This is a genomic window from Bacteroides sp. AM54-2NS, from assembly GCF_003602935.1.
Taxonomy (GTDB): Bacteria; Bacteroidota; Bacteroidia; order Bacteroidales; family Bacteroidaceae; genus Bacteroides; species Bacteroides xylanisolvens.
Genome location: NZ_QTMZ01000013.1, coordinates 120,286 through 146,115, shown reverse-complemented (window position 1 = coordinate 146,115; position 25,830 = coordinate 120,286). Strand labels below are relative to the sequence as shown.

Annotated in this window: 17 protein-coding genes and 4 pseudogenes; 15 read left to right on the top strand and 6 right to left on the bottom strand. The window is 37.6% G+C overall.

Translation table 11 applies throughout. The features are described 5' to 3' along the window. Positions 1 to 1,313 precede the first annotated feature (1,313 nt). Positions 1,314 to 1,721 carry a hypothetical protein gene (locus DXA05_RS10530; protein WP_004296535.1) on the top strand — a complete coding sequence of 136 codons (408 nt, stop codon included), beginning with the start codon at positions 1,314 to 1,316 and terminating at the stop codon, positions 1,719 to 1,721. A gap of 198 nt (positions 1,722 to 1,919) precedes the next feature. On the opposite strand, the gene DXA05_RS10525 is transcribed toward DXA05_RS10530, so the two are convergent. Together DXA05_RS10525 and DXA05_RS10515 are read right to left on the bottom strand one after the other, a co-directional pair. Continuing rightward, positions 1,920 to 2,732 carry a hypothetical protein gene (locus DXA05_RS10525; protein WP_117809435.1) on the bottom strand — a complete coding sequence of 271 codons (813 nt, stop codon included), beginning with the start codon at positions 2,730 to 2,732 and terminating at the stop codon, positions 1,920 to 1,922. A gap of 478 nt (positions 2,733 to 3,210) precedes the next feature. Next, positions 3,211 to 3,390, bottom strand: coding sequence for a hypothetical protein (locus DXA05_RS10515; RefSeq protein ID WP_225483792.1), 180 nt, complete (start codon positions 3,388 to 3,390; stop codon positions 3,211 to 3,213). A 259-nt stretch (positions 3,391 to 3,649) separates the two neighbouring features. Here DXA05_RS10515 and DXA05_RS26485 point away from each other — a divergent pair, with 259 nt between their 5' ends. The 3 genes from DXA05_RS26485 (at position 3,650) to DXA05_RS10500 (ending at position 5,472) form a co-directional block, all read left to right on the top strand. Further along, on the top strand, positions 3,650 to 3,811 hold the full coding sequence (locus DXA05_RS26485; protein ID WP_154653420.1) for a hypothetical protein: 162 nt from the start codon (positions 3,650 to 3,652) through the stop codon (positions 3,809 to 3,811). A 655-nt stretch (positions 3,812 to 4,466) separates the two neighbouring features. Then, positions 4,467 to 4,712 carry a hypothetical protein gene (locus DXA05_RS10505; protein ID WP_004296531.1) on the top strand — a complete coding sequence of 82 codons (246 nt, stop codon included), beginning with the start codon at positions 4,467 to 4,469 and terminating at the stop codon, positions 4,710 to 4,712. Positions 4,713 to 4,776: 64 nt separating this feature from the next. Next, complete coding sequence (locus DXA05_RS10500) at positions 4,777 to 5,472, top strand: hypothetical protein (protein WP_070612757.1); 696 nt, start codon at positions 4,777 to 4,779, stop codon at positions 5,470 to 5,472. A 399-nt stretch (positions 5,473 to 5,871) separates the two neighbouring features. Here DXA05_RS10500 and DXA05_RS10495 read toward each other — a convergent pair. The 4 genes and pseudogenes from DXA05_RS10495 to xerD all read right to left on the bottom strand — a co-directional run. Beyond that, positions 5,872 to 6,795 (bottom strand): annotated as a pseudogene (locus DXA05_RS10495) (YifB family Mg chelatase-like AAA ATPase); the annotation flags it as partial. A gap of 13 nt (positions 6,796 to 6,808) precedes the next feature. Continuing rightward, on the bottom strand, positions 6,809 to 7,879 hold the full coding sequence (locus tag DXA05_RS10490; protein WP_120067302.1) for a TlpA disulfide reductase family protein: 1,071 nt from the start codon (positions 7,877 to 7,879) through the stop codon (positions 6,809 to 6,811). A gap of 112 nt (positions 7,880 to 7,991) precedes the next feature. Continuing rightward, positions 7,992 to 9,686 (bottom strand): tetratricopeptide repeat protein, encoded by a 1,695-nt coding sequence (locus DXA05_RS10485; RefSeq protein ID WP_004323056.1) that lies wholly within the window; start codon positions 9,684 to 9,686, stop codon positions 7,992 to 7,994. Positions 9,687 to 9,821: 135 nt separating this feature from the next. Further along, complete coding sequence (gene xerD / locus DXA05_RS10480; RefSeq protein ID WP_128859153.1) at positions 9,822 to 10,781, bottom strand: site-specific tyrosine recombinase XerD; 960 nt, start codon at positions 10,779 to 10,781, stop codon at positions 9,822 to 9,824. A gap of 62 nt (positions 10,782 to 10,843) precedes the next feature. On the opposite strand from xerD, the gene aroQ reads away from it, so the two are divergent. The 11 genes and pseudogenes from aroQ (at position 10,844) to DXA05_RS10425 (ending at position 25,824) form a co-directional block, all read left to right on the top strand. Continuing rightward, entirely contained in the window at positions 10,844 to 11,263 is a 420-nt protein-coding gene (gene aroQ / locus DXA05_RS10475) for a type II 3-dehydroquinate dehydratase (RefSeq protein ID WP_004311171.1), read from the top strand. Positions 11,264 to 11,299: 36 nt separating this feature from the next. Further along, the gene (pyk, locus tag DXA05_RS10470) at positions 11,300 to 12,757 is read left to right on the top strand and encodes a pyruvate kinase (protein ID WP_004317152.1); all 1,458 of its coding nucleotides are present in this window, start codon (positions 11,300 to 11,302) and stop codon (positions 12,755 to 12,757) included. A gap of 20 nt (positions 12,758 to 12,777) precedes the next feature. Beyond that, a pseudogene (locus DXA05_RS10465) lies at positions 12,778 to 13,433 on the top strand (O-methyltransferase). A gap of 16 nt (positions 13,434 to 13,449) precedes the next feature. Then, positions 13,450 to 13,782: a 30S ribosome-binding factor RbfA gene (gene rbfA / locus DXA05_RS10460; protein WP_004296522.1), complete on the top strand. Its 333-nt coding sequence runs from the start codon at positions 13,450 to 13,452 to the stop codon at positions 13,780 to 13,782. A 17-nt stretch (positions 13,783 to 13,799) separates the two neighbouring features. Then, a complete protein-coding gene (locus DXA05_RS10455; RefSeq protein ID WP_008023272.1) occupies positions 13,800 to 15,026 on the top strand; it encodes an FtsX-like permease family protein in 1,227 nt (408 codons plus the stop codon). A gap of 145 nt (positions 15,027 to 15,171) precedes the next feature. Next, a complete protein-coding gene (locus tag DXA05_RS10450; protein ID WP_008642439.1) occupies positions 15,172 to 15,723 on the top strand; it encodes an RNA polymerase sigma-70 factor in 552 nt (183 codons plus the stop codon). Between the two features lie 155 nt (positions 15,724 to 15,878). Next, complete coding sequence (locus DXA05_RS10445) at positions 15,879 to 16,994, top strand: FecR domain-containing protein (RefSeq protein WP_074910501.1); 1,116 nt, start codon at positions 15,879 to 15,881, stop codon at positions 16,992 to 16,994. A gap of 150 nt (positions 16,995 to 17,144) precedes the next feature. Continuing rightward, positions 17,145 to 20,534 carry a TonB-dependent receptor gene (locus DXA05_RS10440; protein WP_074910504.1) on the top strand — a complete coding sequence of 1,130 codons (3,390 nt, stop codon included), beginning with the start codon at positions 17,145 to 17,147 and terminating at the stop codon, positions 20,532 to 20,534. 11 nt (positions 20,535 to 20,545) lie between these two features. Then, positions 20,546 to 22,492, top strand: a complete 1,947-nt coding sequence (locus DXA05_RS10435; RefSeq protein ID WP_004317159.1) for a RagB/SusD family nutrient uptake outer membrane protein — start codon at positions 20,546 to 20,548, stop codon at positions 22,490 to 22,492. A 32-nt stretch (positions 22,493 to 22,524) separates the two neighbouring features. Further along, a pseudogene (locus DXA05_RS10430) lies at positions 22,525 to 24,164 on the top strand (SusE domain-containing protein). Positions 24,165 to 24,262: 98 nt separating this feature from the next. Continuing rightward, positions 24,263 to 25,824: pseudogene (locus DXA05_RS10425) on the top strand (DUF4832 domain-containing protein). Positions 25,825 to 25,830 lie beyond the last annotated feature (6 nt).

Sequence of the window (25,830 nt, the reverse complement as noted above, 5' to 3'; positions counted from 1 at the left end):
GACTACTGGCACAATTAGAATTATTCCAAACGTCAATAAAATCTTTAAATTCTCCATACGCATAATAATAGATTAGTAAATAGTGTATTTAAGGACAAAATGAGGGCTTGACATGAAGTACTATTCATTCACTTTCCTTTGTGCATCTTTATATGTAGACATATACCAATCGTTGATAAGTCCGCATATTTCAGAAGTTCAAAAGGTTTGTGGGCTGAATAGCAATTCATGTAATCCTTTCATTTTTCCTAATGATGGGTAAGGGGGTGTTAGTAGTTACACCGCTATAGAGTGCATAATATATACCTCATGCTCACTGTCTGACTAATAAATCCATTTTATCAAAGCATAGTATCTCAATAAGATGGATTTTCTAAAATTAAAGAGAGGGGAATAATAGTAGGTATTCTATCTATATGCCCAAATAAGTACTGTGTTTTTTATTTTGATTTAGAACAGTTTGGCTTAGTTCTTTTCCAATAAATGTACTATATTTGTGTGTTAGATATTAAATGAATTCTTATTACATAAGGGAAAGCAATAAATGAAACTAACAGACAAAAGATTGTGGTGGTTTGAAGGCATAATGTTAATATGCGGTATCTTATCTTCATATTTGTATGCTTTGAATTTTGGTATATGTATTTCACAAATACCAAGCATTGTTGTATTCTATACATTAAGTTGTTTACTAGGTAGTATAATAGCTTGGAAAGTTTATAAAAATAATGGTGTTTGGAAACTGCTCTGTTACGTTTTCTTGTTCTCCACCATTATATATTGTACTATCGACATGATACTAAGAGTTGTATATCCCAATCCCTATGGAAATTTATTTATGTTATTTGCAAACGGACTTCTTTATTGGTGCTTGTGTTCCATATTTCCAATAATTATTCTTGTATTTGGGGCTAAAAGAATCTTAAGGCTATGAAACTAACTGATAAAAATATCTGGAAGTATGAGGGTATAATATTACTTTGTTGTATAATTGCGATGTTACTTCATCCTCTTTCATTCATGGAAATTACTTGGCTGATAGAGGGTTCTGTTATTCCAACCTATCTATGCTCATACTTATTGGGTAGTATTATTGCATGGTTATTTTACAAAGGTAATTCTTGGTGGAAGTTGGCTTTACTTACATTTTTCTCCATAAACATTTTGTTCACATGTTTAATGCAAATAGAAGTCTATGACTGTGGGGATGCAATGACATGGCTCATGTTTACAACAATGAATATTTTTAATACATTGCTATCTGCTGTATTAATATGTGGGTGTTGTTACTATATCCAAAAACGATATAATATATGGAATTAACGGGTAAAAGATTCTGGATATTAGGATTACAATTGATAGTTATTGTATCAATCCTGTCATGTACAACAAAGAAAATAAGCTCTCCTGTTGCTTTAGGGAATATATTTACACCTGCGTTTTTTCAAACAGAGGAATACTTATCTGTAATAGACTATTTAGGTAAGAACTTGTGTTTACAGGATGAAATGGAACGATATACATACAAAATTTGTGTAAAGATTGATAGTTTGGGATTTGTTAAACAAGCTACGTTAATAGACGTAGTTCAACATTCGCATAATGATTCTATTTTATTATATACACTACTCAATATGCCCCAATGGCAACCTGCTAAAGAAAACGGTAAGAATATTCATTCGTCTGTTAAATTTCTCTTGCACTTATCTCCAAATCACTAAAAATAAGTATGAATTGTTATTTTAGGGGATTAATAGATTAAATATTTCACTTTATCAAAGCATAAACTCTAAATAAAAAACACTTCCTCAATAAAAGGGGGGGGATGAATTTCAGGTACCTATATTCTTGGGTGGGGGATATACATAAAAAGCCCCAAACCTGATTAATGGTCTGGAGCTTTATTGCTTACAAACTAACTACAGAATAATCTCATAAGGTATATTTTCCTTAACAGGTCGCTTCCTACCTACTGTACCTGCTTGTATTGACTTCATAAAAGCGTGGATATTCTTGACATCTTTAAATCCATTCTCCTTATACTTCTTATAAATCATACATTCTCTGGATAATGGTTTGTTATTGCCTTCGTTGAAGTCTATCATGTGGTCGAACATGGCAATTAGTTTCTTTACCTGTTTATCTTTAGGCTGGTCTATTATTAAGCCTTTGACCTTTAGAATCAGACAGTCACCAATTTCATCCAATAAATCCAAATCCTTTAACTGCTCTATGTACCTACCAATAGTATTATGTCCCATGTGAATAAGCTCCTTCAATTTCCTTATGGATGATAATTTGATAACATAACTATGCGGCTCTGTTACACTGAATAGCTTTAATATGAATCCTCTTAGCTTCAAATCTAAAGTATTGTAAGTATCGTAGAACTCTCTGCCAATTCTTCTATAATTGCCTGGCTCTACTTGATTGAATCTGTATATAGTCCAATGCCTGTCCTTCCGTTTAGAATCTATATCACGTATAACAACCTCGCCTGTAGCCCTTAATTTGTCATTGAAGGATAATGTACTCTTACTCTTCTTGTAATTATCCAGTTCTTCCCCTACAAACCCTGCAAGCTGTTTTAATGTAGTATTAGTTTCCAAAGAATCTTTATCTGCTGTTAATAGCAAGGTATAAGCCCTGTACACATCTGAACAGTTTAGATTCTGAATCAGATTATTACTCATTACTGTGTACTCCTTGAATGGAAGTTTCGTGTCTTTCATAAGGCAAACGCTCAATATGGTTAATCAAAATAATCTGATTGGTCTTTAACAAGAATCTCATCTTAGTGGAACTTAGTCTGTTCACTTTCCTTAGTTCGCTTAGTTTCTCATATAAATTATTATTATAATGCCACATATATTATTGATTTATATATCCTACTTATCCCACCTACTGAAAGTTCGTCAGAACTTTACAGTATGGCTGTATGGAGTGTAGTATCTAGGAGTGTAGACAGGGGGTGAATAAGCACGCTCCAAAAGGGGATTAAGCACACCGCTAAAGGGGGGAATAAGCACACCTTTATAATCTGGTAATATCAATACTTCTGCACATAACTTTGCTGTATTAGTAAACACATTAGTAGATAGTGATACTAATTAGATGATTAGTTGCAAATACATACCCTGCCTAGTATGCTCACTTATTAACGGTAAAAGGGAGAACCATTTATACTGTCCTCCCTTCATTAGAAACTATTCATGTATCATTATTCATCTTGATGTAAACGGTGTAAACCTTGTTATCTCTCTGCTTGCGTCTCTTGGAATATCCATTGAGCTTAGCCCATATTCCAATCATCGTTCTATTATCTGCTATATGGTGGGCTAATGCAAGCTCACGTAACTGTTTGAATGTAAGTTCTGTTTCCTCACTCATTCTTAGTACCATGAATAATTATTAAATAGGTAATCTGGCAAGATAAGGTGGATTGAATCGGTAGGTATATTCAGATATGTTTCAAGTGGGTAATTTAGTCGTTTCAGTGATACCACCCTTATCTCATGTTGGTAGTGCAAAGATACTGCACTTCGGTGAGGTGCCAAAACGCTTCGTAAACTTTCTTAAAACTTTATGTTGAGAGCCTTATGAAGTGAAGATATGCTCTTTTCTGCTAGCTTGGAAACTGATTCGGAACTTGAAAACGAATCTTGCTCTGATTTACGGTGTGCAGGTGAACAGTGCACGTCTTGCCTTGAATTATTTTTCACTTCTGGGCGTATCAGTCGGCAGTTCAAAGCCCGATGTAAATTATTGTGTCTCTGATATGTCACAGTCTCAAATTCCAAGTGCCGGATAGGTCAGCCCACTCATTTGAAACGAATTAGATTTATGGTGGCAAGTCTGGAAGATAAACGGAGCGGTCATTTCAAGATTGACAAGCCGTAGGGAATGTTAGCGTTGCGTATTCACCTCTCCGCTCTCGTCCGCATGGATAAACACACGTGAGAGTGCTTGCAGCCATGAATCTCCGAAAATGAGACAGAACCGTTCGGAGTGTAATAAGTCAAACTCTCAACAGTTCTGTCCCACTTGCGTTCACCTTATTGGATATTTACAGTATAACAACAGGCAAATTCTAGTTATAAAGACATTGATAGAATGTATATAGATTACTACAGTCTATTAGTATGCTGTATTACTATAAGATACTGTAGTATTATAAAGTATTATAACTACTATGAATATATACCTAGTTCCATACTATCATTCAAGACCATTATGATATATATCTACAATAACACATTAATTTATAGCATAAATTATATTAGACTTGATTGCTTATTTAAAATATATTTGTACATTTGTGGCGTTTCATTTAGAGATACCATAATGGCTTAATTGCGCTTTATGTTCGTTTACTTGTAAACAACTTATGGACTAATACCGTAAGGAACGGCAAGCCTTTGAGTAGATTTAAAGGTTAATTTATTTACCCTAATTAATTTATCATTATGGAGAATCAGAATGAAGCAACTTGTGTAGTGTTAAGTCGTGAAGAATTATTTGATTTGTATGGCTCTTGGTTTGGTAATACTGCAACACCGGCTGATATGGTTTGTTGGTGTGACAGGCAAATCGAGAAGTACGAGGAATGGATTAAGAACTGCAAGGAACTCAAATTAGAGAACCAGAAGAAGCTTCTTAAAGATATTCCAACAGACATACTACAAGCTATTTTAGATTCTTCTACTAATTAATACTACTAAGTAAACACTTTAGGGTATCCATTTGGATACCCTTTCTAGTTAATACTAATAGGTTATGCTGTACACAAAAGTCCTTGATGAATATAAGATAGATTATGAGGAATATCTCCGAGAAAGGGAAGTAGACTTCTTCGGAATGAAGGATAGATACCTAAAGTATATACAGACCAAAGGAATAGACCATTTCACTTTTAAACCTATAAAGATTACCACCAACACAGGTCATATATATATTATCAGATATAGCTTCAGTGCATACTGGAAGCATAAGTTTGTACCATTAATTGCAAGATGTTACCGCCAACCGGAAGGCATATATGTAGTGACCTGTCATAGTACTATTACTAAAACTGCTAAGAGCGCTGCATATATACCACATTTCTTTGATAGATATAGAGATAGGATTCTTAAACGTAAACATGGCAATAAACTAGATGTTATAATGAAATTCTTCGAGCATGAAGCACGTTTCAGTGTAGGAACAATAGCACAGAATGACAAATATCCCGATAACAGCATATTCGTTTTTGATAAATTCATTATACTAGGCAGTCCACTAGAGGATGTTAATATATTTGAAATGAGAACCTTAATCAGCTTAGATATGCTAAAGGAAATGCAGAAGGATATATGTAATGAACTTGTAGAATCCCGTATTAAAGGATTAGAAGAACATATTAAAGATGAGGATAGGAATAAAGATGAACTTCTTCGCACTTTATTAGAGCTACCCAATTATAAAGAAGTATAGCATACATAATCAGAATCAAACATAATCTTGCTATATTATCTCACATAATGTAAGACATATATGGGGAACTTAGATTTCGTTGCTATTGATTTGGAAACAGCTACTTCTCATAGAAACTCTATCTGTGAAATTGGTATTGTAAAGAACTCTATAGTAATTGAGAGTAAACTAATACTAGGTTGAAATTGTGAATATTGGAGTTGAGAGGGTGCTCTAGGGCGGAATTTACTTTTCTTCTTCAAAGGAGACGGCAGGAATTGAGATGAGAGGCTGACCGATTGTGAGGCTTTGTTGGGCTTACATCGGTGCGGAAACTGAATTTTACTGGATTGAATGGTTGTTCTGTCTGATTAAATAGTTGATATATAACAATATACAATAGTTAAATAGTTTTGAGAATAGTTCATCTAAAAAAAGCACCCCATTATGTGCCAGACTGATTTCTCCGGGTTGTGGAAAACTACCTCCGCCAACCATCGCCACTTGGGAAATTGTGTGGTGCGGGTCGCGGAATGGGCGTTGGGAAATCAATGAGGACCCGCGTTTTAGTTGTCCGGCAACTGAATGTATCTTGGTGGTTTCTAAACTTTCGCCTAGTGAAAGAGGAGGAAGAATGGAAGGAAGGCGTTTGGCCATCATCGATTTACCGCTACCCGGAGCACCTACCATTATCAAATTATGTCCTCCGGCTGCTGCAACTTCTAGTGCCCTTTTTACATTCTCTTGCCCTTTAACGTCTGCAAAATCCAAGTCACAGTTCGTCTGTTGTTGATAGAATTCTTCCCGTGTATTAACAACAGTCGGCTCTAATTCGCGTTCATTATTGAAGAATTCGACGACCTCCTTGATATTACTGACTCCGTATACTTTTAATTGATTGACAACGGCCGCTTCCCGTGCGTTTTGTTGGGGGATGATTAGTCCTTCGAAACCATCTTCGCGCGCTTTGATAGCAATGGGAAGCGCACCTTTGATAGGTTGTATACTTCCGTCCAGACTTAGTTCGCCCATTAACAAATAGCGGGAAAACTTCTCGGAAGAGATTGTTTCGTTAGCTCCTAACAATCCGATGGCAAGAGGCAAGTCATAAGCTGAACCCTCTTTACGGATGTCGGCTGGTGCCATATTGACTACTATATTGCTAGTGGGCATTTTATAACCATTCACCAGCAATGCGGAGATAATACGTTGATGGCTTTCTTTGACCGCAGAATCCGGAAGGCCGACGAGATAGAACATACAGCCGCGCGAGCTGTTGACTTCGATTGTGATGAGTGTTGCATCAATCCCTTGAACAGCCGCTCCGAATACTTTAATTAACACGTTTGATTATTGATTATTTTTTCTTCTTATTGTCTTGTTTTTCCTTTTCTTCAGCAGCAGTGACTACTTCCTCAATTTTCTTCTTTAATTGTTCTCCTTTGAGGTTTTTCGCGAGAATCTTACCGTCTGCCGACAGAAGAATGTTGCTGGGAACTTGCTTGATGGCGTATTGTTTGGCTACTTCGGAATTTAGTCCGCCAAAATCACAGACTTGTTCCCAATTGAGTGTATCACGTTTTATAGCATCCTGCCATTCTTGTTTATCCATATCAAGGGAAATACCGAGCATGGCTATATGTTTGTTCTTCTTATATTTTTGATAGATCTCTTTTAACTCGGTATTGCTTTGGTGATTGGAAATGCTATCTCCCCATGAAGCCCAAAAGTTGATTAACAGGTTCTTTTTCTTGAAATCTTCTGATGACCGGGTAATTTTCTCTCCTTTTATATTAGATAGACTGAAAAAGGGGGCATATTTGCCTGTCCCTGTTCTCTCTGACAGAGAGATGGCTTCGTTGAGCTGTTCAATATACAGCTTGTCTTGCAATATTCCTGTCATGATTTCAATTAGCTTCTTTATTTTGTTGAAATCGGGCGAATCTTTCTGAACAAAGTATTTATCCAACAAGTAGAGGCTGACAAAAGAAGAATGATGCTTCATGATGAATTCTTCTGCTTTTTGCTCTAAATCTTTCTCGGATGGGGTAGGCAGGCTATTTAGTTCTTTCTGAAAGTTTGTAAACTCTTCATTATATATATTACCATTGATATCCAGATATTCCGGGTGATTGACATCTCCTTTTATTTTGATTTGATTTCCTTTGTCAAGGAAGATTGGATATTCTGTCTGATTGTCAATAAGTAAAAAGGCAGAAGTAATGGTGTCTATTGAAGCTGTATAAGAGAATTTATCGTTCTTCGCGAAAATGGTATCTATCCGGTCGAATGATTCGTCCATTCCATACAGATAAAGCGTATCTGTGCCCAGACCTTTGATTTCCCCGGTTATGCTAACCTTCTTTGAAGATTTACCACAACTGCATAGACAAATGATTATGAGGATTAAAATGCTACTCTTTTTCATTGCTTTGATTTCTTTTCTGCGAAAGTACGGTTTTTACAGATAAAAAAAAAGAATTGCCCGTCATTTATAATGACAGGCAATTCTTAATATTTAAAATAGAGTGGTAATTCTCTTATTTAATGATGTTCATGAAATCTGCATTTGTGAAGAATTTAGCAAATTCCAAGTCAGTAGCTGCTTTCTTAGCTAATGAAGAATCTTTAGCAACTGCGCTCTTCAAGCTGCTTGTTACCATAGAAGAATTATTAGTTCTAGCGCCTAAAACTGCCATCAGGTAGTCAGTGTAAGCATCAGGTCTTTCTACGTTAGCCAACGTGTTTTTAGCTTTGTTATAGTCCTTAGCAAGGATTTGAGCCAAAGCAGCACTGTTAGTCTTAGAGTCACCGAATGAGTTTACTGCTCTTTCATATTGACCTTGAGCGATGTACAGGTTACCCATAGATTCGCCAAGTTCTTTTGTGCCGGCAGCTTTACCGAAGTATGCTTCTGCAGCAGCTTTGTCACCCTTCATCAAAGAGATCAAACCTAAGTTCATGTTAACTTCAGGAGTAGCATTAACGCTGGCAGCTTTCTTGAAGTAAGATTCTGCTTTGTCAATGTTACCAGCCTGGTAAGCTAATTTACCTAAGTTGTTGTAACCACGGTAATCGTTCGGGAACTGTTTGGTAGCTTGAGTGTAGATAACTTCTTGCTTAGCAGGATCGCTAGTCAGTGTAGCAGCATACAGCAATTCTTCTACGTTCAGTTCAGAAGGATTAGAAGAAGCCAACTTAGCGATTTCTTCGTCAGACTTACCGATGATTTCATAGTTCAAAGTCAAACGAGAACGACGCAATTGAGGAAGAATAGTGTTAGCCAATTCTTTGTATACAGCAGAGATGTTTTTGATTTCGCTTTCTCTTTGAGCAGGATCTTGGTACATTGCAATAACGCGGAGAATCAACTCTTTGTCTTGGATGTTAGATTTAGAAACCAGTTCTTGGAAACCTTCCCAGTCCTGTGCAGTATATTTAGCATCGATTGGAGCATCGATTTTTGCTTTCTTCAGGTCTTTGCTCAACATTTTAGTTGTGTTGCCTTCACGGTTTTCAGCAAGAGTAGTATTCAAGCTTACACCACCATCAGGAGAAGCGTATGCAGAAACTTCGATGTTGCTGATCTTCTTGTTAGCAGCTTCGTTGACGTTAGCTACTTCTTTGTTGAATTCTTTAGCAGTCTTCAATTCGCTGGAACGAATGTTAGCTTGTTGGATCAAGAACATGATGTTGGCATCGTGTTTTTCTTTGATGATACGTTGGAAAGCGTCTTCGCCCAATGCAGGGTTAGCGTTACCTAATGTATTGTTTACTAATTCAGAAGTAGAGATTACACCATCAGCTATTTTCACAGCAGGAATAGTCACCACTTTCTTTCCGATAGTAGCTTTGAATTCCAGATACAATTCTGACTTAGCCATTTCAGGAACATAGTCAAAAGAAGTTTTCATCGTGTAGCTACCGCCCATCTTGTAAGAGATAGTCTGGTCGTTACCTTCCACTTTTTCACCTTGGAAAGTAGCTGGTTGGCCTTTAGCTTCGCCGCCATTCCATTTCAAAACCGGAGTAACTTCTACAACCGCTTTTTTGTTGAAATACTTTTCAGGAAATTTACCATTGATGGTCGCAGGAACTTTACCACCTACTGCCTCCAGCACTTGCGGAGTAACAGTGAAGTAATCAGCTGACAATTCACCCATTTTTTTGCTGCAAGAAGAGAATAATGCAACAACCATTGCCATGAGTAAAGGCAAGTACAACTTCTTAGTCATTTTAGGTATAAATTAAATGTTTGTAATTGAAATATCGTCTATTTGCCAATCTCCTTCTGCTCACACAGAAAAAGTAACGCAAAGATATTAATTCTTAATATAATTATATAGATAAGGGGGCGATTTTATCATAATTTAATGAAATAACTCCTCTTTTTCTTTCCTATACTTGATATTTCGTGGGTGATGCTCGATAATCTCACTACGAAGCATATTGCGGTCGATGTGGGTATAGATTTCCGTTGTCGCAATGGATTCATGTCCGAGCATACATTGAATGGCTCTCAAATTGGCTCCACCTTCCAGTAAATGAGTGGCAAAGGAGTGCCGGAAAGTGTGCGGACTGATGTTTTTGGTAATACCCGCTTTTTGTGCTAATTCTTTTATCATGTGAAAGATCATAATCCGGGAAAGACCTTTGCCTCTCCGCTGACTGACGAAAACGAAATCCTCATGCCCTTTTTTCACTTCAATCTGGTTACGGTCTGTGATGTAAAGCTTTATTTCATTAATAGCCCGGGGGGAGATTGGTACGAGTCGTTGTTTGCTTCCTTTTCCTTCTACTTTGATAAAGCCTTCATCAAAATAGAGGTCGGATAGTTTAAGGGTGATAAGTTCTGATACCCGAAGTCCGCAGCTGTATAGTGTTTCTAAAATAGCTCTGTTTCGCTGTCCTTCAGCTTTGCTGCGGTCGACGGCGGAGATAATCCGGTCAATTTCCTCCACAGTCAGTACTTCGGGAAGTTTGAAACCTATTTTAGGGCCTTCTAATAGTTCACTGGGATCTGCTTCCAGATAGTTTTCGAGGATGAGGAAACGGAAAAATGATTTGATTCCTGATAAGATGCGGGCTTGTGAACGGGGATGAATGCCGATGTCATGTAATCCGGCCGCAAAACGTTGAAGATCGGACAGGCATACGTCCAATACGTAAATCCCTTCCAATGTCAGAAAGCTCATCAGTTTGTCCAGATCCGTCAGATAGGCATCCAGAGTATTAAGAGATAAGGACTTTTCGAGTTTGAGATACTGCTGATACTTCCTGATTATCAGCTCTTGTTGTTCCTTCTTATGCTTTTTTTCGCTGATTTCCATTTCTTTTTTCTACCTTTGCACATTCTTTCAGATACAAAGGTATAAAAAAACAGGATTGCGCGATGAAGATACAAATTATTAATGGCCCGAATATTAATCTGTTGGGTAAGCGTGAACCTTCCATTTACGGAAGCGTTACATTTGAAGATTACTTGGCTGATCTTCGCAAAAGATACGTTGACGTGGAGATCGACTATTTTCAATCGAACATCGAGGGAGAAATGATAGACTGCATACAGCAGGTGGGATTTGATGTGGATGGTATAATCTTGAATGCAGGTGCGTATACACATACTTCCATAGCTTTGCAGGATGCTATTCGTTCTGTGACATCTCCGGTGATTGAGGTGCATATTTCTAATGTGCATAGTCGCGAGTCTTTTCGGCACGTATCGATGATTGCTTGTGCTTGTAAAGGAGTGATTTGTGGCTTTGGGCTAAATTCGTACCGTTTGGCTTTGGAGGCTTTATTGGATAGATAATAAATAAGGTAATAATATATAATAGGTAGAAAGACTATGTTATTGAAACAGACTAAGATTGTGGCTTCCATCTCGGATAGACGTTGTGATGTGGATTTTATAAAACAGTTGTTTGAAGCTGGGATGAATGTAGTGCGTATGAATACAGCGCATGCTAGCCGTGAAGGTTTTGAAGCTTTGATTGCAAATGTACGTGCTGTGTCCAACCGTATTGCGATTTTGATGGATACAAAAGGTCCGGAAGTTCGTACAACGGCTAATGCAGAGCCGATTCCATATAAAATAGGAGAGAAAGTAAAGATTGTAGGTAATCCGGATTTGGAAACAACCCGTGAGTGCATTGCTGTTTCATATTCGAACTTTGTGTCTGACCTGAATATCGGTGGTACGATTCTGATTGATGATGGCGATCTGGAACTGGAAGTTATTGATAAGACGGATGGTTATTTGCTGTGTGAAGTTAAGAACGATGCTACTTTGGGAAGCCGTAAAAGCGTAAATGTCCCGGGTGTTCGTATCAATCTTCCTTCATTAACGGAAAAAGACCGTAACAATATTCTTTATGCTATCGAAAAGGATATTGATTTTATCGCTCACTCTTTCGTACGTAACCGTCAGGATGTACTTGACATACGTGAAATTCTGGATGCACATAATAGTGATATTAAGATTATTGCTAAGATTGAGAATCAGGAAGGGGTGGATAATATCGATGAAATCCTGGAAGTGGCAGATGGCGTAATGGTTGCTCGTGGTGACTTGGGTATCGAAGTGCCTCAAGAACGTATTCCGGGAATCCAGCGTGTATTGATTCGCAAGTGTATTCTGGCAAAGAAGCCGGTAATCGTTGCTACTCAAATGCTCCATACAATGATAAATAATCCTCGTCCGACTCGTGCGGAAGTGACTGATATTGCCAATGCAATCTACTATCGTACAGATGCTTTGATGTTGAGTGGAGAAACTGCTTATGGTAAGTATCCGGTAGAAGCGGTGAAAACGATGACTAAAATTGCGGCTCAGGCAGAAAAAGATAAACTGGAAGAAAATGATATCCGTATTCCGTTAGATGAGAATAGTAATGATGTTACGGCGTTCCTTGCTAAACAAGCAGTAAAAGCTACTTCTAAGCTAAAAATACGTGCTATTATCACTGATAGTTATAGCGGACGCACTGCTCGTAATCTGGCTGCTTTCCGTGGAAAGTATCCAGTGCTGGCTATCTGCTATAAAGAAAAGACAATGCGTCATTTGGCTTTGTCTTATGGTGTGGAAGCTATCTATATGCCGGAATTGGCTAACGGACAGCAATATTACTTTGCGGCATTGCGCCGTCTGTTGAAAGAAGGCCGTTTGCAGCCTTCCGATATGGTAGGTTATTTAAGTAGTGGTAAGGCAGGAACAAAGACCTCATTCCTCGAAATCAATGTAGTGGAAGATGCTTTGAAGCATGCAGAGGAGACTGTATTACCTAACAACAACCGTTATCTTTAATTTTTAGAGAGGTAAGTTTTATGCAGGAAACCGAATCGATAGACGAATATATTTTGCAGCATATTGATCCCGAGAGCGATTACTTGAAATCGCTCTATCGGGATACGCATGTAAAGCTCCTTCGTCCTCGTATGGCTTCCGGGCATTTGCAGGGACGGATGCTGAAGATGTTTGTAGAAATGATTCAGCCTCGTCAGATATTGGAAATCGGAACGTATAGCGGCTACTCCGCCCTTTGTTTGGCGGAAGGTCTGCCGGAAGGTGGACTGTTGCATACGTTTGAGATCAATGATGAACAAGAGGACTTTACCCGTCCATGGCTGGAGAAATCACCGTTTGCCGATAAAATTCGTTTTTATATAGGTGATGCTTTAGAACTTGTTCCGCGTTTAGGTGTTACTTTTGATATGGCTTTTATTGATGGTGATAAACGTAAGTATATTGAATACTACGAGATGACATTGGCGTATCTTTCCGAGGCGGATATATCATTGCTGATAATACTTTGTGGGACGGGCATGTGCTTGAACAGCCTCGCAATACGGACGCTCAAACAATTGGTATTAAAGCCTTTAATGATTTGGTAGCACAAGATGTGCGAGTGGAAAAAGTAATACTTCCTTTGCGTGACGGATTAACGATCATAAGGAAGAAAATAGTAAGTAGTAAATCGTAAAACAGTAAATAACTTTATGGAAACAACCAGACAGAATAAGATATCTCGCCTGTTGCAGAAAGAGCTAAGTGAGATATTCCTGCTTCAAACAAAGTCCATGCCAGGTACATTGGTCTCTGTTAGCGCAGTTCGTATCAGTCCTGATATGAGTATTGCCCGTGTCTACCTTAGTGTTTTTCCTTCAGAGAAAGCAGAAGAGATGGTGAAGAATATCAATAACAATATGAAATCCATTCGTTATGAGCTTGGGACTCGTGTACGTCACCAACTACGTATCATTCCTGAACTGAAATTTTTCGTGGATGATTCATTGGATTATATTGAGAAAATAGATTCATTGCTGAAGTGAAATAATTCATTGCAGAGGTGAACTTCCCTTTTTATATAGCCAGGCGTTATCTTTTTTCAAAGAAAAAGCATAATGCTATTAATATCATATCCGGCATTTCCGTATGTGGAGTGGCTCTTGCTACGCTTGCTTTGGTTTGCACTCTTTCTGTTTTTAATGGCTTTCAGGATATGGTGGCCAGCTTTTTTACGGCTTTTGATCCGCAGTTGAAAATTACGGTCCGTGAAGGAAAAGTCTTTGATGCACAAGATGAACGGATTCGTGCCGTTTGTGCGCTTCCTGAAGTGGAGGTGTTTACAGAGACGCTCGAAGAGAATGCAATGGTGCAATACAAGGACCGTCAGGCTATGGTTGTACTAAAAGGGGTGGAAGATAATTTTGAAGAGTTGACGGCCATAGACAGCATACTTTATGGCGCGGGAGAATTCGTTCTTCATGATTCGATCGTGAATTATGGCGTCATGGGAGTGGAATTGGTTGCGACTTTGGGAACTGGTTTGGAGTTTGTCGATCCTCTTCAGGTATATCTTCCCAAGCGAAATGCCAAAGTGAACATGGCAAATCCCGGCGCTTCTTTTAACCGTGATTATCTATATTCGCCAGGTGTCGTATTTGTGGTGAATCAGCAAGAATATGATGGAAAATATATTTTGACTTCTCTCGATTTTCTTCGTCAGCTTCTGGATTATACAACAGAAGTCTCTGCGATGGAATTGAAATTGAAATCTAATGTAAATACTTCATCGGTACAATCTAAAATAGAAAACATACTAGGTGATGATTTTGTTGTTCAGAATCGTTATCAGCAGCAGGCAGATGTTTTCCGTATTATGGAGATAGAGAAGCTAATCTCTTATTTGTTCCTCACTTTTATTTTAATGATAGCCTGTTTTAATGTGATAGGCTCCCTTTCTATGTTGATCTTGGATAAGAAGGATGATGTAGTAACTTTGCGAAGTCTTGGAGCTAGTGATAAACTCATCTCCCGAATATTCCTCTTTGAAGGACGTCTCATTTCTCTTTTTGGCGCTATTTCCGGTATTGTCCTGGGCTTAATCCTATGTTTTATCCAACAGAAATTCGGTATAATTTCATTGGGAGGCGGTGGTGGTACTTTTGTTGTAGACGCCTATCCTGTCAGCGTTCACGCTTGGGATGTCGTATTAATCTTTATCACAGTTTTAGCTGTTGGTTTTCTTTCCGTATGGTATCCTGTACGTTATCTAAGTAAGAGACTTTTATAGCTAAATGGTAATGTTTTTATTATAGCCATTTTTCTATAATTGATAACTTTTAATGCCTTTTTATGGTGTTTTATTTTCGTAATTGATACGATACTGCTATATTTGGCTCAATTTTGTTAATTGGAAATAATCTATAAATACTTCTGTGAAACTTGAGAATAATGAAATATGTAGAATAGTAGACGGCGATGAAATTGCTTTCAATCGTTTTATGGAGCATTATTCTTCGCGTTTATATCACTATACATTTGCGCTACTTGGCCAGAAGGAGTCAGCTGAAGAGATTGTGAGTGATGTTTTTTTTGAAGTTTGGAAAAATAGAAAAAGTCTGGCTGAAATTGGCAATATGAATGCTTGGATCCAGACAATCACCTATCGAAAAGCGATTTCTTTTTTGAGGAAGGAAACTGGAAAGTATGAATTGTCATTTGATGATATCGAAGATTTTATTTTTGAGCCGGTTCAATCTCCAGCCGAAGAGATGATTAGTAAAGAAGAAATGGCTAAAATTAATGACGCCATTCAACAACTTCCTCCCAAGTGTAAACATGTCTTTTTCTTGGCAAAAATAGACGGACTTCCCTATAAAGATATCGCAGATATGTTGAACATATCAGTGAAGACTATCAATAACCATATTGCTTTTGCGTTAGATGAAATTGCTAAAAGATTGAATATGAAATCTCGCAAGAGCTAAGTTTTTTACTCTCCTGCTTATTAATGCCTTATTTTTTCACATAGCTAACTCCACTTTTATTCTTTTTACCCGAAAAATGAAAAAAAATCATTTTTGACTGGGAGATTTTTTTTTTAGTTGCGTCTTTATCTATAGAACAACATTAAAATAGGATTATGAGCTTGAAAGAATACCATCGTCTCGCAGATTTATTTAGTAAATTGAATTCTCAAGAAAATATTGAGGATGATTTTACTTCTATGCCTGATGCTGAGAAGTTGAAATTCTTTTGGGAAAATTGTGTGCAGGAAAAGATTGATTCATCTTCTATCATAGAGAAGACTCAACGAAAGATGCGAAAAGATGCTATGAAGCGCAGAAAGAAATATTTCTTAGTTGCTTCAGCTTCTATTGCTGCTTCCTTTTTGATTTGTATTTCAACTATTTATTTTTTAAATCAGAATGGAAGTGTTAATTTAGACTTTCAGGCTATTGCTGAAGAAATGGATAGCCAATCTGTTGAGGAAGTGACTCTTATTACTTCCAAGGAACAGCTTAATTTGGATGAAGATGTTTTCATTAAGTATTCGAAAGAGGGGAAAGTTGCTGTCAATTCACAAGTGATAAAAGAGAAAGAAGAGAAAACCAAAGAGGAACAAGAATATAATCAGCTACTTGTTCCTGCGGGGAAAAGGGCTAGAGTAGAATTGTCTGATGGGACTCGGCTGGTCGTTAACTCCCAGTCAAAAGTGATTTATCCTCGTTGTTTTAAAGGAGACATTCGTAAAATCTATGCCCAAGGAGAAGTTTTCCTGGAAGTTGCGCATGATAAGAAACATCCTTTTATAGTGGAGTCTGATGATTTTAAACTGCAAGTGTTAGGAACGAAGTTCAATATCTCGAATTATAAAGGAGGAACAACTAATATTGTATTGGTGGAAGGTGCGGTAGAAGTTACTGATAAGAATGAAAAGAAAGCACGTTTGAATCCTAATGATCTGTTGAATATAGCAAATGGTACAATTGCTTATCAGAAGCAAGTTGATGTAGCAGAGTATATTAGTTGGGTAGAGGGGATCATGTTATTGAATGGTAATGATTTGTCGCAGATCATTCAAAGACTAAGCATCTACTATGGTATATCTATTCAATGTGATCCAATTATTGGTAAAGAAAAAGTGTATGGGAAATTAGATTTGAAAGATGATATAGACGAGGTGATTGAATGTATTCAGCAAACCCTGCCATTCACGATCGAAAAAAGTGATACTAGTATATATTTAAATAAATAATTTTTTTAATTAATCTTTTAATATGTTTGCCTATGAAGAACAGACTGCCATTATGACAAAAAAATCGGATAAATATTGCCGTATTTACCCGATGGTAATTCCCTAGTTAAATCAATAAATCCAAAATTGTTAACCTAAAAAGAAATTTTTATGGTAAAGAAAACTATTTTTTTACACTTAAAGAAAAGACTTAAGCTTTTTTGCATTATAAACGTCTTTTTTATGATTCCATTCTCTTCATTCGGTACTAATTCTATTAGTTGGAATTCCGAAGAAGATTTATTCTCAGTACAGTATGAGAATGTTACAGTTAAAGATATTTTAGATTATATCGAAAAACATAGTAAGTATATTTTTATTTACTCTGCTAATGTTCAGAAAAATCTGAATAACAAAGTCTCCATTTCAGTTTCCAATAAGAAAATAGATGCTGTATTAAAAGAGTTGTTCTCAGAGACAGGACTGAATTATAAGATGTCGGGAAGACAAATTACTATTTCGGTGCCAGAAGCTCCTAAAGTACAACAAACTACACAACAAAAGGGTATTAAGGTAACAGGTAACGTTTCAGATGAAAAAGGTGAGCCTTTGATTGGTGTAACAATCATTTTGAAAAATGATTCCACAGTGCATGCATTGACAGACATGAATGGTAATTATAGTATTATTGTTCCTGAAAGAAAATCTGTGCTTTCTTTCCGTTATATTGGTTTTGTTCCTAAAGAAGAGGTTGTTAATAACCGGAAGGTTGTTAATGTACAAATGGTAGAAGATGTTGGTCAATTAGATGAGGTTGTAGTGGTTGCCTATGGCGCACAAAAGAAAGAGTCTGTTGTTGGTTCTATCACAACGATTGAGCCTGCTAAGTTAAAGGTTTCTACTACTCGTTCAATAAGTAATAATCTGGCTGGTACAGTTGCCGGTGTATTAGCTGTGCAACGTTCTGGTGAACCGGGATATGATAATTCTTCTTTCTGGATTCGTGGTATTAGTACATTCCAGGATGCCGGACAAAACCCATTGGTTTTGATTGATGGTATAGAACGCGATTTGAATAATATTGATCCTGAAGAGATAGAATCTTTTTCTGTGTTGAAAGATGCTGCTGCAAGTGCTGTTTATGGAGTGCGGGGAGCTAATGGTGTTATTTTAATTAATACAAAACGCGGACAAGTTGGTAAACCTCGTGTGACTGTAAAGGCTGAATTTGCAGCTACACAGCCAGTTAAACTTCCCGAGTATTTGGGTGCGGCAGATTATATGCAGGTTTTGGATGATATCTTGATGGATACAGGACAACAGCCTAAATATACAGATCGTATTGCAAAAACTCGTGCAGGTTATGATCCTGATTTATATCCGGACGTGAATTGGATGGATGCAATTGCAAATGATTATGCTTCGAATCAGCGTGTAACAGTAGATATTTCTGGTGGTACAGAGACATTACGTTATTCTTTTGTTGCTGCTGCGTATAATGAACGTGGTATTTTGAAACGTGATAAAAGCTATGATTGGGATCCTACTATTAAATTGCAACGTTATAACGTTCGTTCTAATGTGGATTTGAAATTAAGTCCTACTACGCAATTACGTTTTAATATTGGTGGATATTTGCAAGATAGAAATTCTACAACGAAAGATATATCTCAAATTTTCCAGAAAGCGTTCGTTGCTGTACCTCATGCTTTCCCTGCACAGTATTCCAGTGGACAGATACCGACAACAGAGGAGCCAAACGTTTGGGCATGGGCTACTCAAAGTGGATATAAAAGAAGAAGTGACAGTAAGATTGAAACACTGTTTTCTGTAGAACAAGATTTGAAATTCTTACTTCCGGGATTGAAAGTAAAAGGTACATTCTCATTTGACAGGTTTTCTTCAGGTACTGTTTCTCGTGGAAAGACACCGGATTATTATGTACCTGCTACAGGACGTGATGATGAAGGTAATTTGATTATAGCATCAAAATCCAATGGTACTAATTTCCTGGATTACTCAAAAAGCGGTGACTATGGAAATAAGAGCGTATATATGGAAGCAACTTTGTCTTATGACCGTACATTCGCAGAGAAACATTCCGTTGCTGCAATGTTATTGTTTAATCGTCGTAATTATGATGATGGAAGCAAGTTGCCTTACCGTAATCAGGGATTGGCAGGACGTGCATCTTATACCTATTCGGGTAAATATGTAGGTGAATTTAATTTTGGCTATAATGGCTCTGAAAATTTTGCCAAAGGTAAACGTTATGGCTTTTTCCCTTCAGGAGCAATTGGGTGGATTGTATCGGAAGAGGCATTTATGCAACCATTGCGTAAGGTCATATCTAAATTGAAATTGCGTGCGTCTTATGGTCAGGTAGGTAATGCTAATTTAGGTGGACGCCGTTTTGCGTACCTTTCTACAATTACCGATGACTATGATACATTAAACATGTATAAATGGGGATTGGATAGTAGTTATGGTTTAACTGGTATGGCGGAAGGTGAGTTTGCTGTACAAGATTTGACGTGGGAGATTGTTAATAAGATGAATTTGGGGGTTGAGCTAGGTTTCCTGAATGGTATGATTGATTTGCAATTAGATTATTTCGACGAACGCCGTAAAGATATATTTATGCCACGTGAGTCTGTTCCGATGACGGCTGGATTTATGAAGCAGCCTTGGAAGAATTTTGGAAAAGTGACTAATCAGGGTGTAGAAGTTTCCTTAAATGTTAATAAACAGTTTGGCAAAGACTTATTTGTCAGCTTAATGGGAACATTTACCTATGCTCATAATGAAATAACAGAAAAGGATGAACCTAGTGCAGTAGTTGGTACTAACCGTGCTGAAACAGGACATCCGGTAGGGCAATTAACTGGCTATATAGCAGAAGGTTTGTTTACAGAAGACGATTTTGAAGACGTAAGTACAGGTAAACTGAAAGAAGGAATTCCGACTCAAAGTTTTGTAAGCAAACTCCGCCCGGGAGATATCAGATACAGGGATGTCAATGGTGATGGTAAAGTGGACGTATTTGATAAATCGCCAATCGGAGGAACAAAAGATCCGGAGATAGTATATGGCTTTGGACTGAATATGAAATATAAGGATCTAGATTTTGGAGCTCTCTTTCAAGGAATAGGTCGTAGTTGGAATATTTTAGGATCAAGCATTATTCCGGGTGCCAATAGAGGAGTGACAGGCAATATGTTTACTAATGCAAATGATCGTTGGACTGTAGACAACCCAAGTCAGAACGTATTTTATCCGCGATTGGATGACGGTATAAATAGTAATAATAACCAACCATCTACATGGTGGCTGCGGAATATGAGTTTTTTACGTTTAAAAAACATTGAACTTGGTTATTCCTTACCAAAGAATTTGTGGAGAAATACTACAGTTATATCAGGCATTCGTCTTTTCGTGAGAGGAACAAATCTTTTAACATTCTCAAAATTTGATTTGTGGGATCCGGAAGTCGAAAATACTACAGGGGCTGCGTACCCAATTATGAAATCGTTATCTGCAGGTTTTGAAATTAAATTCTAATAATAGCGCATATGAAAAATAGCATATTAAAATTTATAGTACTAAGTATTATTACGACATTTACTTTTTCTTCTTGTTCTGATTATCTGGATAAGCAACCGGATGACCAGTTGGATTTAGAATCAGTATTTGAGAATAAAAAGAATATGGAACGTTGGCTGGCATATGTTTATCGCGGCCTGCCCGAATATTATACTTATGATGGTCCCGATGCCATAGCTGATGAACTGATTCCTTCAGTTGGTTGGGAAGCGCAAGGATTTAAAGCCATTCAATATCAAAAAGGTAACTGGACAGCAGACAATCCCGGGGTAATTGCTTATTGGAATACTTATCCCAAATATATTCGTTCTGCTTATTTGTTTATAAAACATGCTCACCCATTGGAGGCTGTACCGGCTGAAGAAGTAGACTTTATGAAAGCTGAATGCCGTTTCTTTATAGCTTATTATAATTCTATGATGGCTATAGCTTATGGTTCAGTTCCTATTATTCGCGAGGCTAGTGAAAGTACTTCGGCTGATGATCTGATGTTGAAACAAGAGCCGTTTTATAATGTAATTGATTGGGCAGATCAAGAAATGCTGGAAGCTTCAAAACAATTGCCTGCCACTCAAACTGAAGATAAGAAATATGGCCGTGTGACTTCTGTTGGATGTTTGGCAATGCGTGCTCGTATGTTATTATTTGCTGCTAGCGACTTGGTGAATGGTAATCCTGCATTGGCGAATATAAAAAACATTGATGGAACCCCTATCTTTAATTCTGCACATGATCCGGAACGATGGAAAAGAGCAGTAGATGCTTGTAAACTGGTTATCGATGAGGCGGAAGCCGCTGGCTATCATTTGCATTATGAATATTTGGATAACGGTGATATTGATCCTTTTCTTTCTTATCAGAATGCAGTGATGAAGAGATGGAACGAAGCTAACAGAGAATTACTGTTTGTTCGCACAATGGATTCCGGTGGATGGTATGATAAAAACTGTATTCCACGTGGTTTGGGTATTAATGGAGTGGGAGCGATCGGAATAACCCAATCTTTGGTTGATGCTTTTTTCATGAGAAACGGTCAAAGACCTATTATAGGTTATAATTCGGATGGTTCTCCTAAAGTTAACCCTGATGCTAATTATTCAGAGACAGGCTTTAGTACGCAAAAAGAGACCTATTCTACAAAGTGGCAGTATGGGTCTTCAGAAGGAGATCGTAATAAAGATGAAAATGTAGTTGTAGATGCCAATACCTATAAAATGTATTGTGACCGCGAGCCTCGTTTTTATATTTCAGTACTGCATAACGAACAATGGCATATTGGTGGTAAGAGAAATACAGATTTCTATATGGATGGTAAAGACGGTGGTCCTTCTCATGACGCTCCATGGAGCGGCTATCTGGTACGTAAGAGAGTAGATCCATCTGCAAATCCCAAAGAAGGTAGTGGAGATTATAAAAACCGTCATGGTGCATTATGTCGTTTAGCAGAGATCTATTTAAGTTATGCTGAGGCGTTGAATGAATATAGCATTGAGAAGGGCACTTATACTGCCAATCAAAAAGAGATTCTGAAATATGTCAATTTGATTCGTGAGCGTGCGGGTATTCCCGAATATAGTGTTTCAGCTGAAGAAGGCAAGATAACAGCCCCATCAGATCCTGTAGAAATGCGCGAGTTAATTCGTCAAGAAAGGCGTGTGGAATTGAATTGTGAATCTGGACTTCGTTTTAATGATCTGCGTCGCTGGAAATTAGCCGAGAAAGTATTGGATGGTGATTTTTATGGCATGAATGCTTATATTAAAGTATCCGATGCGGACTATAGAAATAAATATTATACTCGTACAGTATATCAGACACGTAAGTTTATAAGCTATTGGTGGCCTATTCCACAGGACGATATTGATAAGAATTGGAATTTGGTACAAACTCCTGACTGGACCGTCGGAAACCAATAAATAGTTATAATATTAATATATTGAATATAGATATGAAAAACGGATATATATTTAAGAAGAACCTTTTACGGTTCTTCTTCCTGACACTTGCTTCGTGTTTCATAGTAGCATGCAATGATGATGACGATGCTACTAATTCGCTCGACAATCGTACAAGTTTAGTTCTGACTCCTTCTGATTATGAAATAGAACTCAAGGAAGATACCCCGGATGAGGTTGCATTGACGTTAAACTGGACGGAAGCTGACCCAATAGGCTCTGACTATTATATTTCCTATCTTTATAAAATGGATATGGAAAATAACAGTTTTGGAACAAACACAATGATAAGGGAGTATATTGATGATGATTTTTCTAAAAGTTATACTCATAAAGAATTGCAGAGTTTATTGGTGTCAAAGTGGAAGCAGCAGCCTGGTGATTTAGTAAAGTTACAAGCCCGTATTATCGGTTCTGTAGAAGGGCCTAAGTTTGTAAAACCGGAAGTTTCTACAGTTACTATAAAAGTAAAGATGTATTCTGAAAAGACTTTTGTAGCAGACCATCTTTATATGTCAGGCACAGCTGTTGATGGTGAAGATATCGAAATCTTGCCAATGGAAAGTCAGCCGAAGCGTTATGTTTCCATTTGTGACTTGAGGCAGGTAATCTTCACTTCCCGATTGTTTGGAAAGATGAAAATAAGATTAATGCCATCTCACCAGTTGCTGCAGAACAACAGATTACTGATGGAGCAATGGAAGCTAAAATTAAGGGGATAGATAATGCTGGATATTGGTTGATTCCTGAAGATGGGCAGTATCGTGTAGTGGTAGATTTTGAAACACGTACCGTTACTATAGGTTTGGCTAGTAATTTTATAGAAGCTGATAAAATCTATATTGCCGGAACTTGTGTTAGCGCAGATGTAGAGATGACTCGCACGATAGAAGATGAAAATCAATATGCGTTCCATGCAGAACTGCAACCAGGTACTATTTATTTCCCGATCTTGTTTAATGGACAGAAAGATATGGCTATTGCTCCGGAAGAATCAGGCGATTTTACAGATGGTACAGCAATGAATATCTCGACAATGAGTCCGGAAACAGCTGCGCTTGGTTATCATTGGAATATTAAGATTGCGGGTGTCTATCGTATTGTGATTAACATAAATACTAAAAAGGTTACGATTTACTCCCCCGAAACAGATCCTAAACCAATGGTTGTTTCGTGGACATGGAACAATAATACGGTGACTACCACTATTGAGAGAGTCTTTATTTGGGGACCATACGATGGATGGGCTAAAGATGGCACTGGTGATACAGGATTCACTATGGCTCATTCTATGACACCTAGTTTGGCAAATCCTTATTTGTTTATATACAAAGGAGCGGAGTTACCCAGAAAGAATTCCATTAAAGACAAAGATGGAAATGCACATCCGGGTGGATTGAACTTTAAAGTCGGACCGCAAAGTGCAGGTTGCTATACCTTTGGCTCAACAGCAGATGCCATCAGAGGATCTTATGACGGTTGCCTTGATATTGCAGAGAGTGACTACAATCAGAAACAGACTGTAGTCGGAGGGCAATCTCACAACCGCTATGCCTTCTTTAGTGTACCTGTAGGAGTTAATTACATAGAATTAGATATTAAAGAACTGACAGTATTCTTTGATAAGAGATAATCAAGCAGGATAAAATTAAGAGTGCTATATCAATTTCGTGATTTTTATATGAATAAAGAGAACAATGATATAGCACTCTTTAAAAAACAATTAGTAGTATGGTTATAAGAAAGATTAGTTATTATAGAGTAATTGTGTCTCTTTGTCTGTTTATGTTCCTTTTATCTCCTGTTTTCGGAGACGAGAATTCAGCCGTTTCATTTGATAAGGAACTACCGAAGAATAACATAGTTACGATTCAGCCTGATTCTTTGCGTATTCTTCATAACCCGCTTACAGGATGGGTGCTCTATGCAAGTATGGGAGTGGATGCTGCAGATTTTTGGGCACAGTATGACCATATGTATATTCCTGAATTAGGACACAATGTTAGTGTGACAGATTATGCTCATACGCTTTATATTCGCGCTAGTTGGACAGATTTTAATCCACAGGAAGATGTATATGGTTGGAAAATAGATTCTAATTTAAGAGCATATATTGAAGGAGCTTATCAGCGGAATATGCGTTTGGCATTTCGTGTTGTAGTTGACAGTCGTGATAAGAGAACAGAATTTACTCCTCAATTTGTAAAAGATGCCGGTGCAAAAGGATTTATGAATAAAGGTAAATGGTCACCTTATTCTGATGATTCAGTTTTTCAGAAGTACTATACTAAATTTGTGAAGGCCCTGGCTAAAGATTTCAACGATCCTTCGAAGGTTGAATTTATAGATGGATTCGGACTTGGGAAATGGGGAGAATATCATACAATGATTTATTCAACAGGTGATGATACTCCAAAGAAAGCAGTTTTCGATTGGGTGACAGATATATATTCTCAAGCTTTTGATAAAGTTCCAGTAGTAATTAACTACCATAGATGGATTGGTGCGGGAAAAGATTGGGTAGATGATGAACATTTTGCTGTTGACAGTGAAGAAATGTTGGAAGAAGCAATCAAGAAAGGATATTCATTGCGTCATGATGCATTTGGCATGACAACCTATTATGGCAGTTGGGAGCGTAGGTTCGCAAAAAAATATCGTAATATCTGCCCCATTATTATGGAAGGTGGCTGGATTGTCAAATCACATAGTTATTGGCAGGATCCTAGAGGATATCGCAAGGATTCACACGAGGACGTAAGACGCGGTGAGTTTGATGACAGCAAAGAGGCACATGTCAATATGATGGATTTTCGTTTTGGCGATACAGAATCCTGGTTTAAAGATGCTTTTGATTTAGTACGCCGATTCCTTCGGGAAGGGGGGTATAGGCTCTATCCCAGTGAAATCTCTTTGCCGTTAGAAGTCTCTAAAAAAACAACTCCGACTATTAAACATTGCTGGAACAATTTGGGATGGGGGTACTGTCCTACTAATATTCCGCAATGGAATCAAAAATATAAAGTAGCTTTCGCTTTGCTCGATTCTGAAACGAATGAGGTGCGATATACATTTGTGGATACGAATACAGATTTATCCAAGTGGATAAAAGGAAGTCCCGCTGAATATGTATTTGAGCCGGATATGTCCAAAGTTGAAACGGGTACTTATGTTTGGGCTGTGGGCCTGGTTGACCGGAGTAATAAAGATCTCATAGGGCTGGATATTGCCGCCAAAGGGATATATTGGATTCGGGCTGGTTAAAATTGTCGAAAGTAAGCATAAAAAAATAAGAGCTA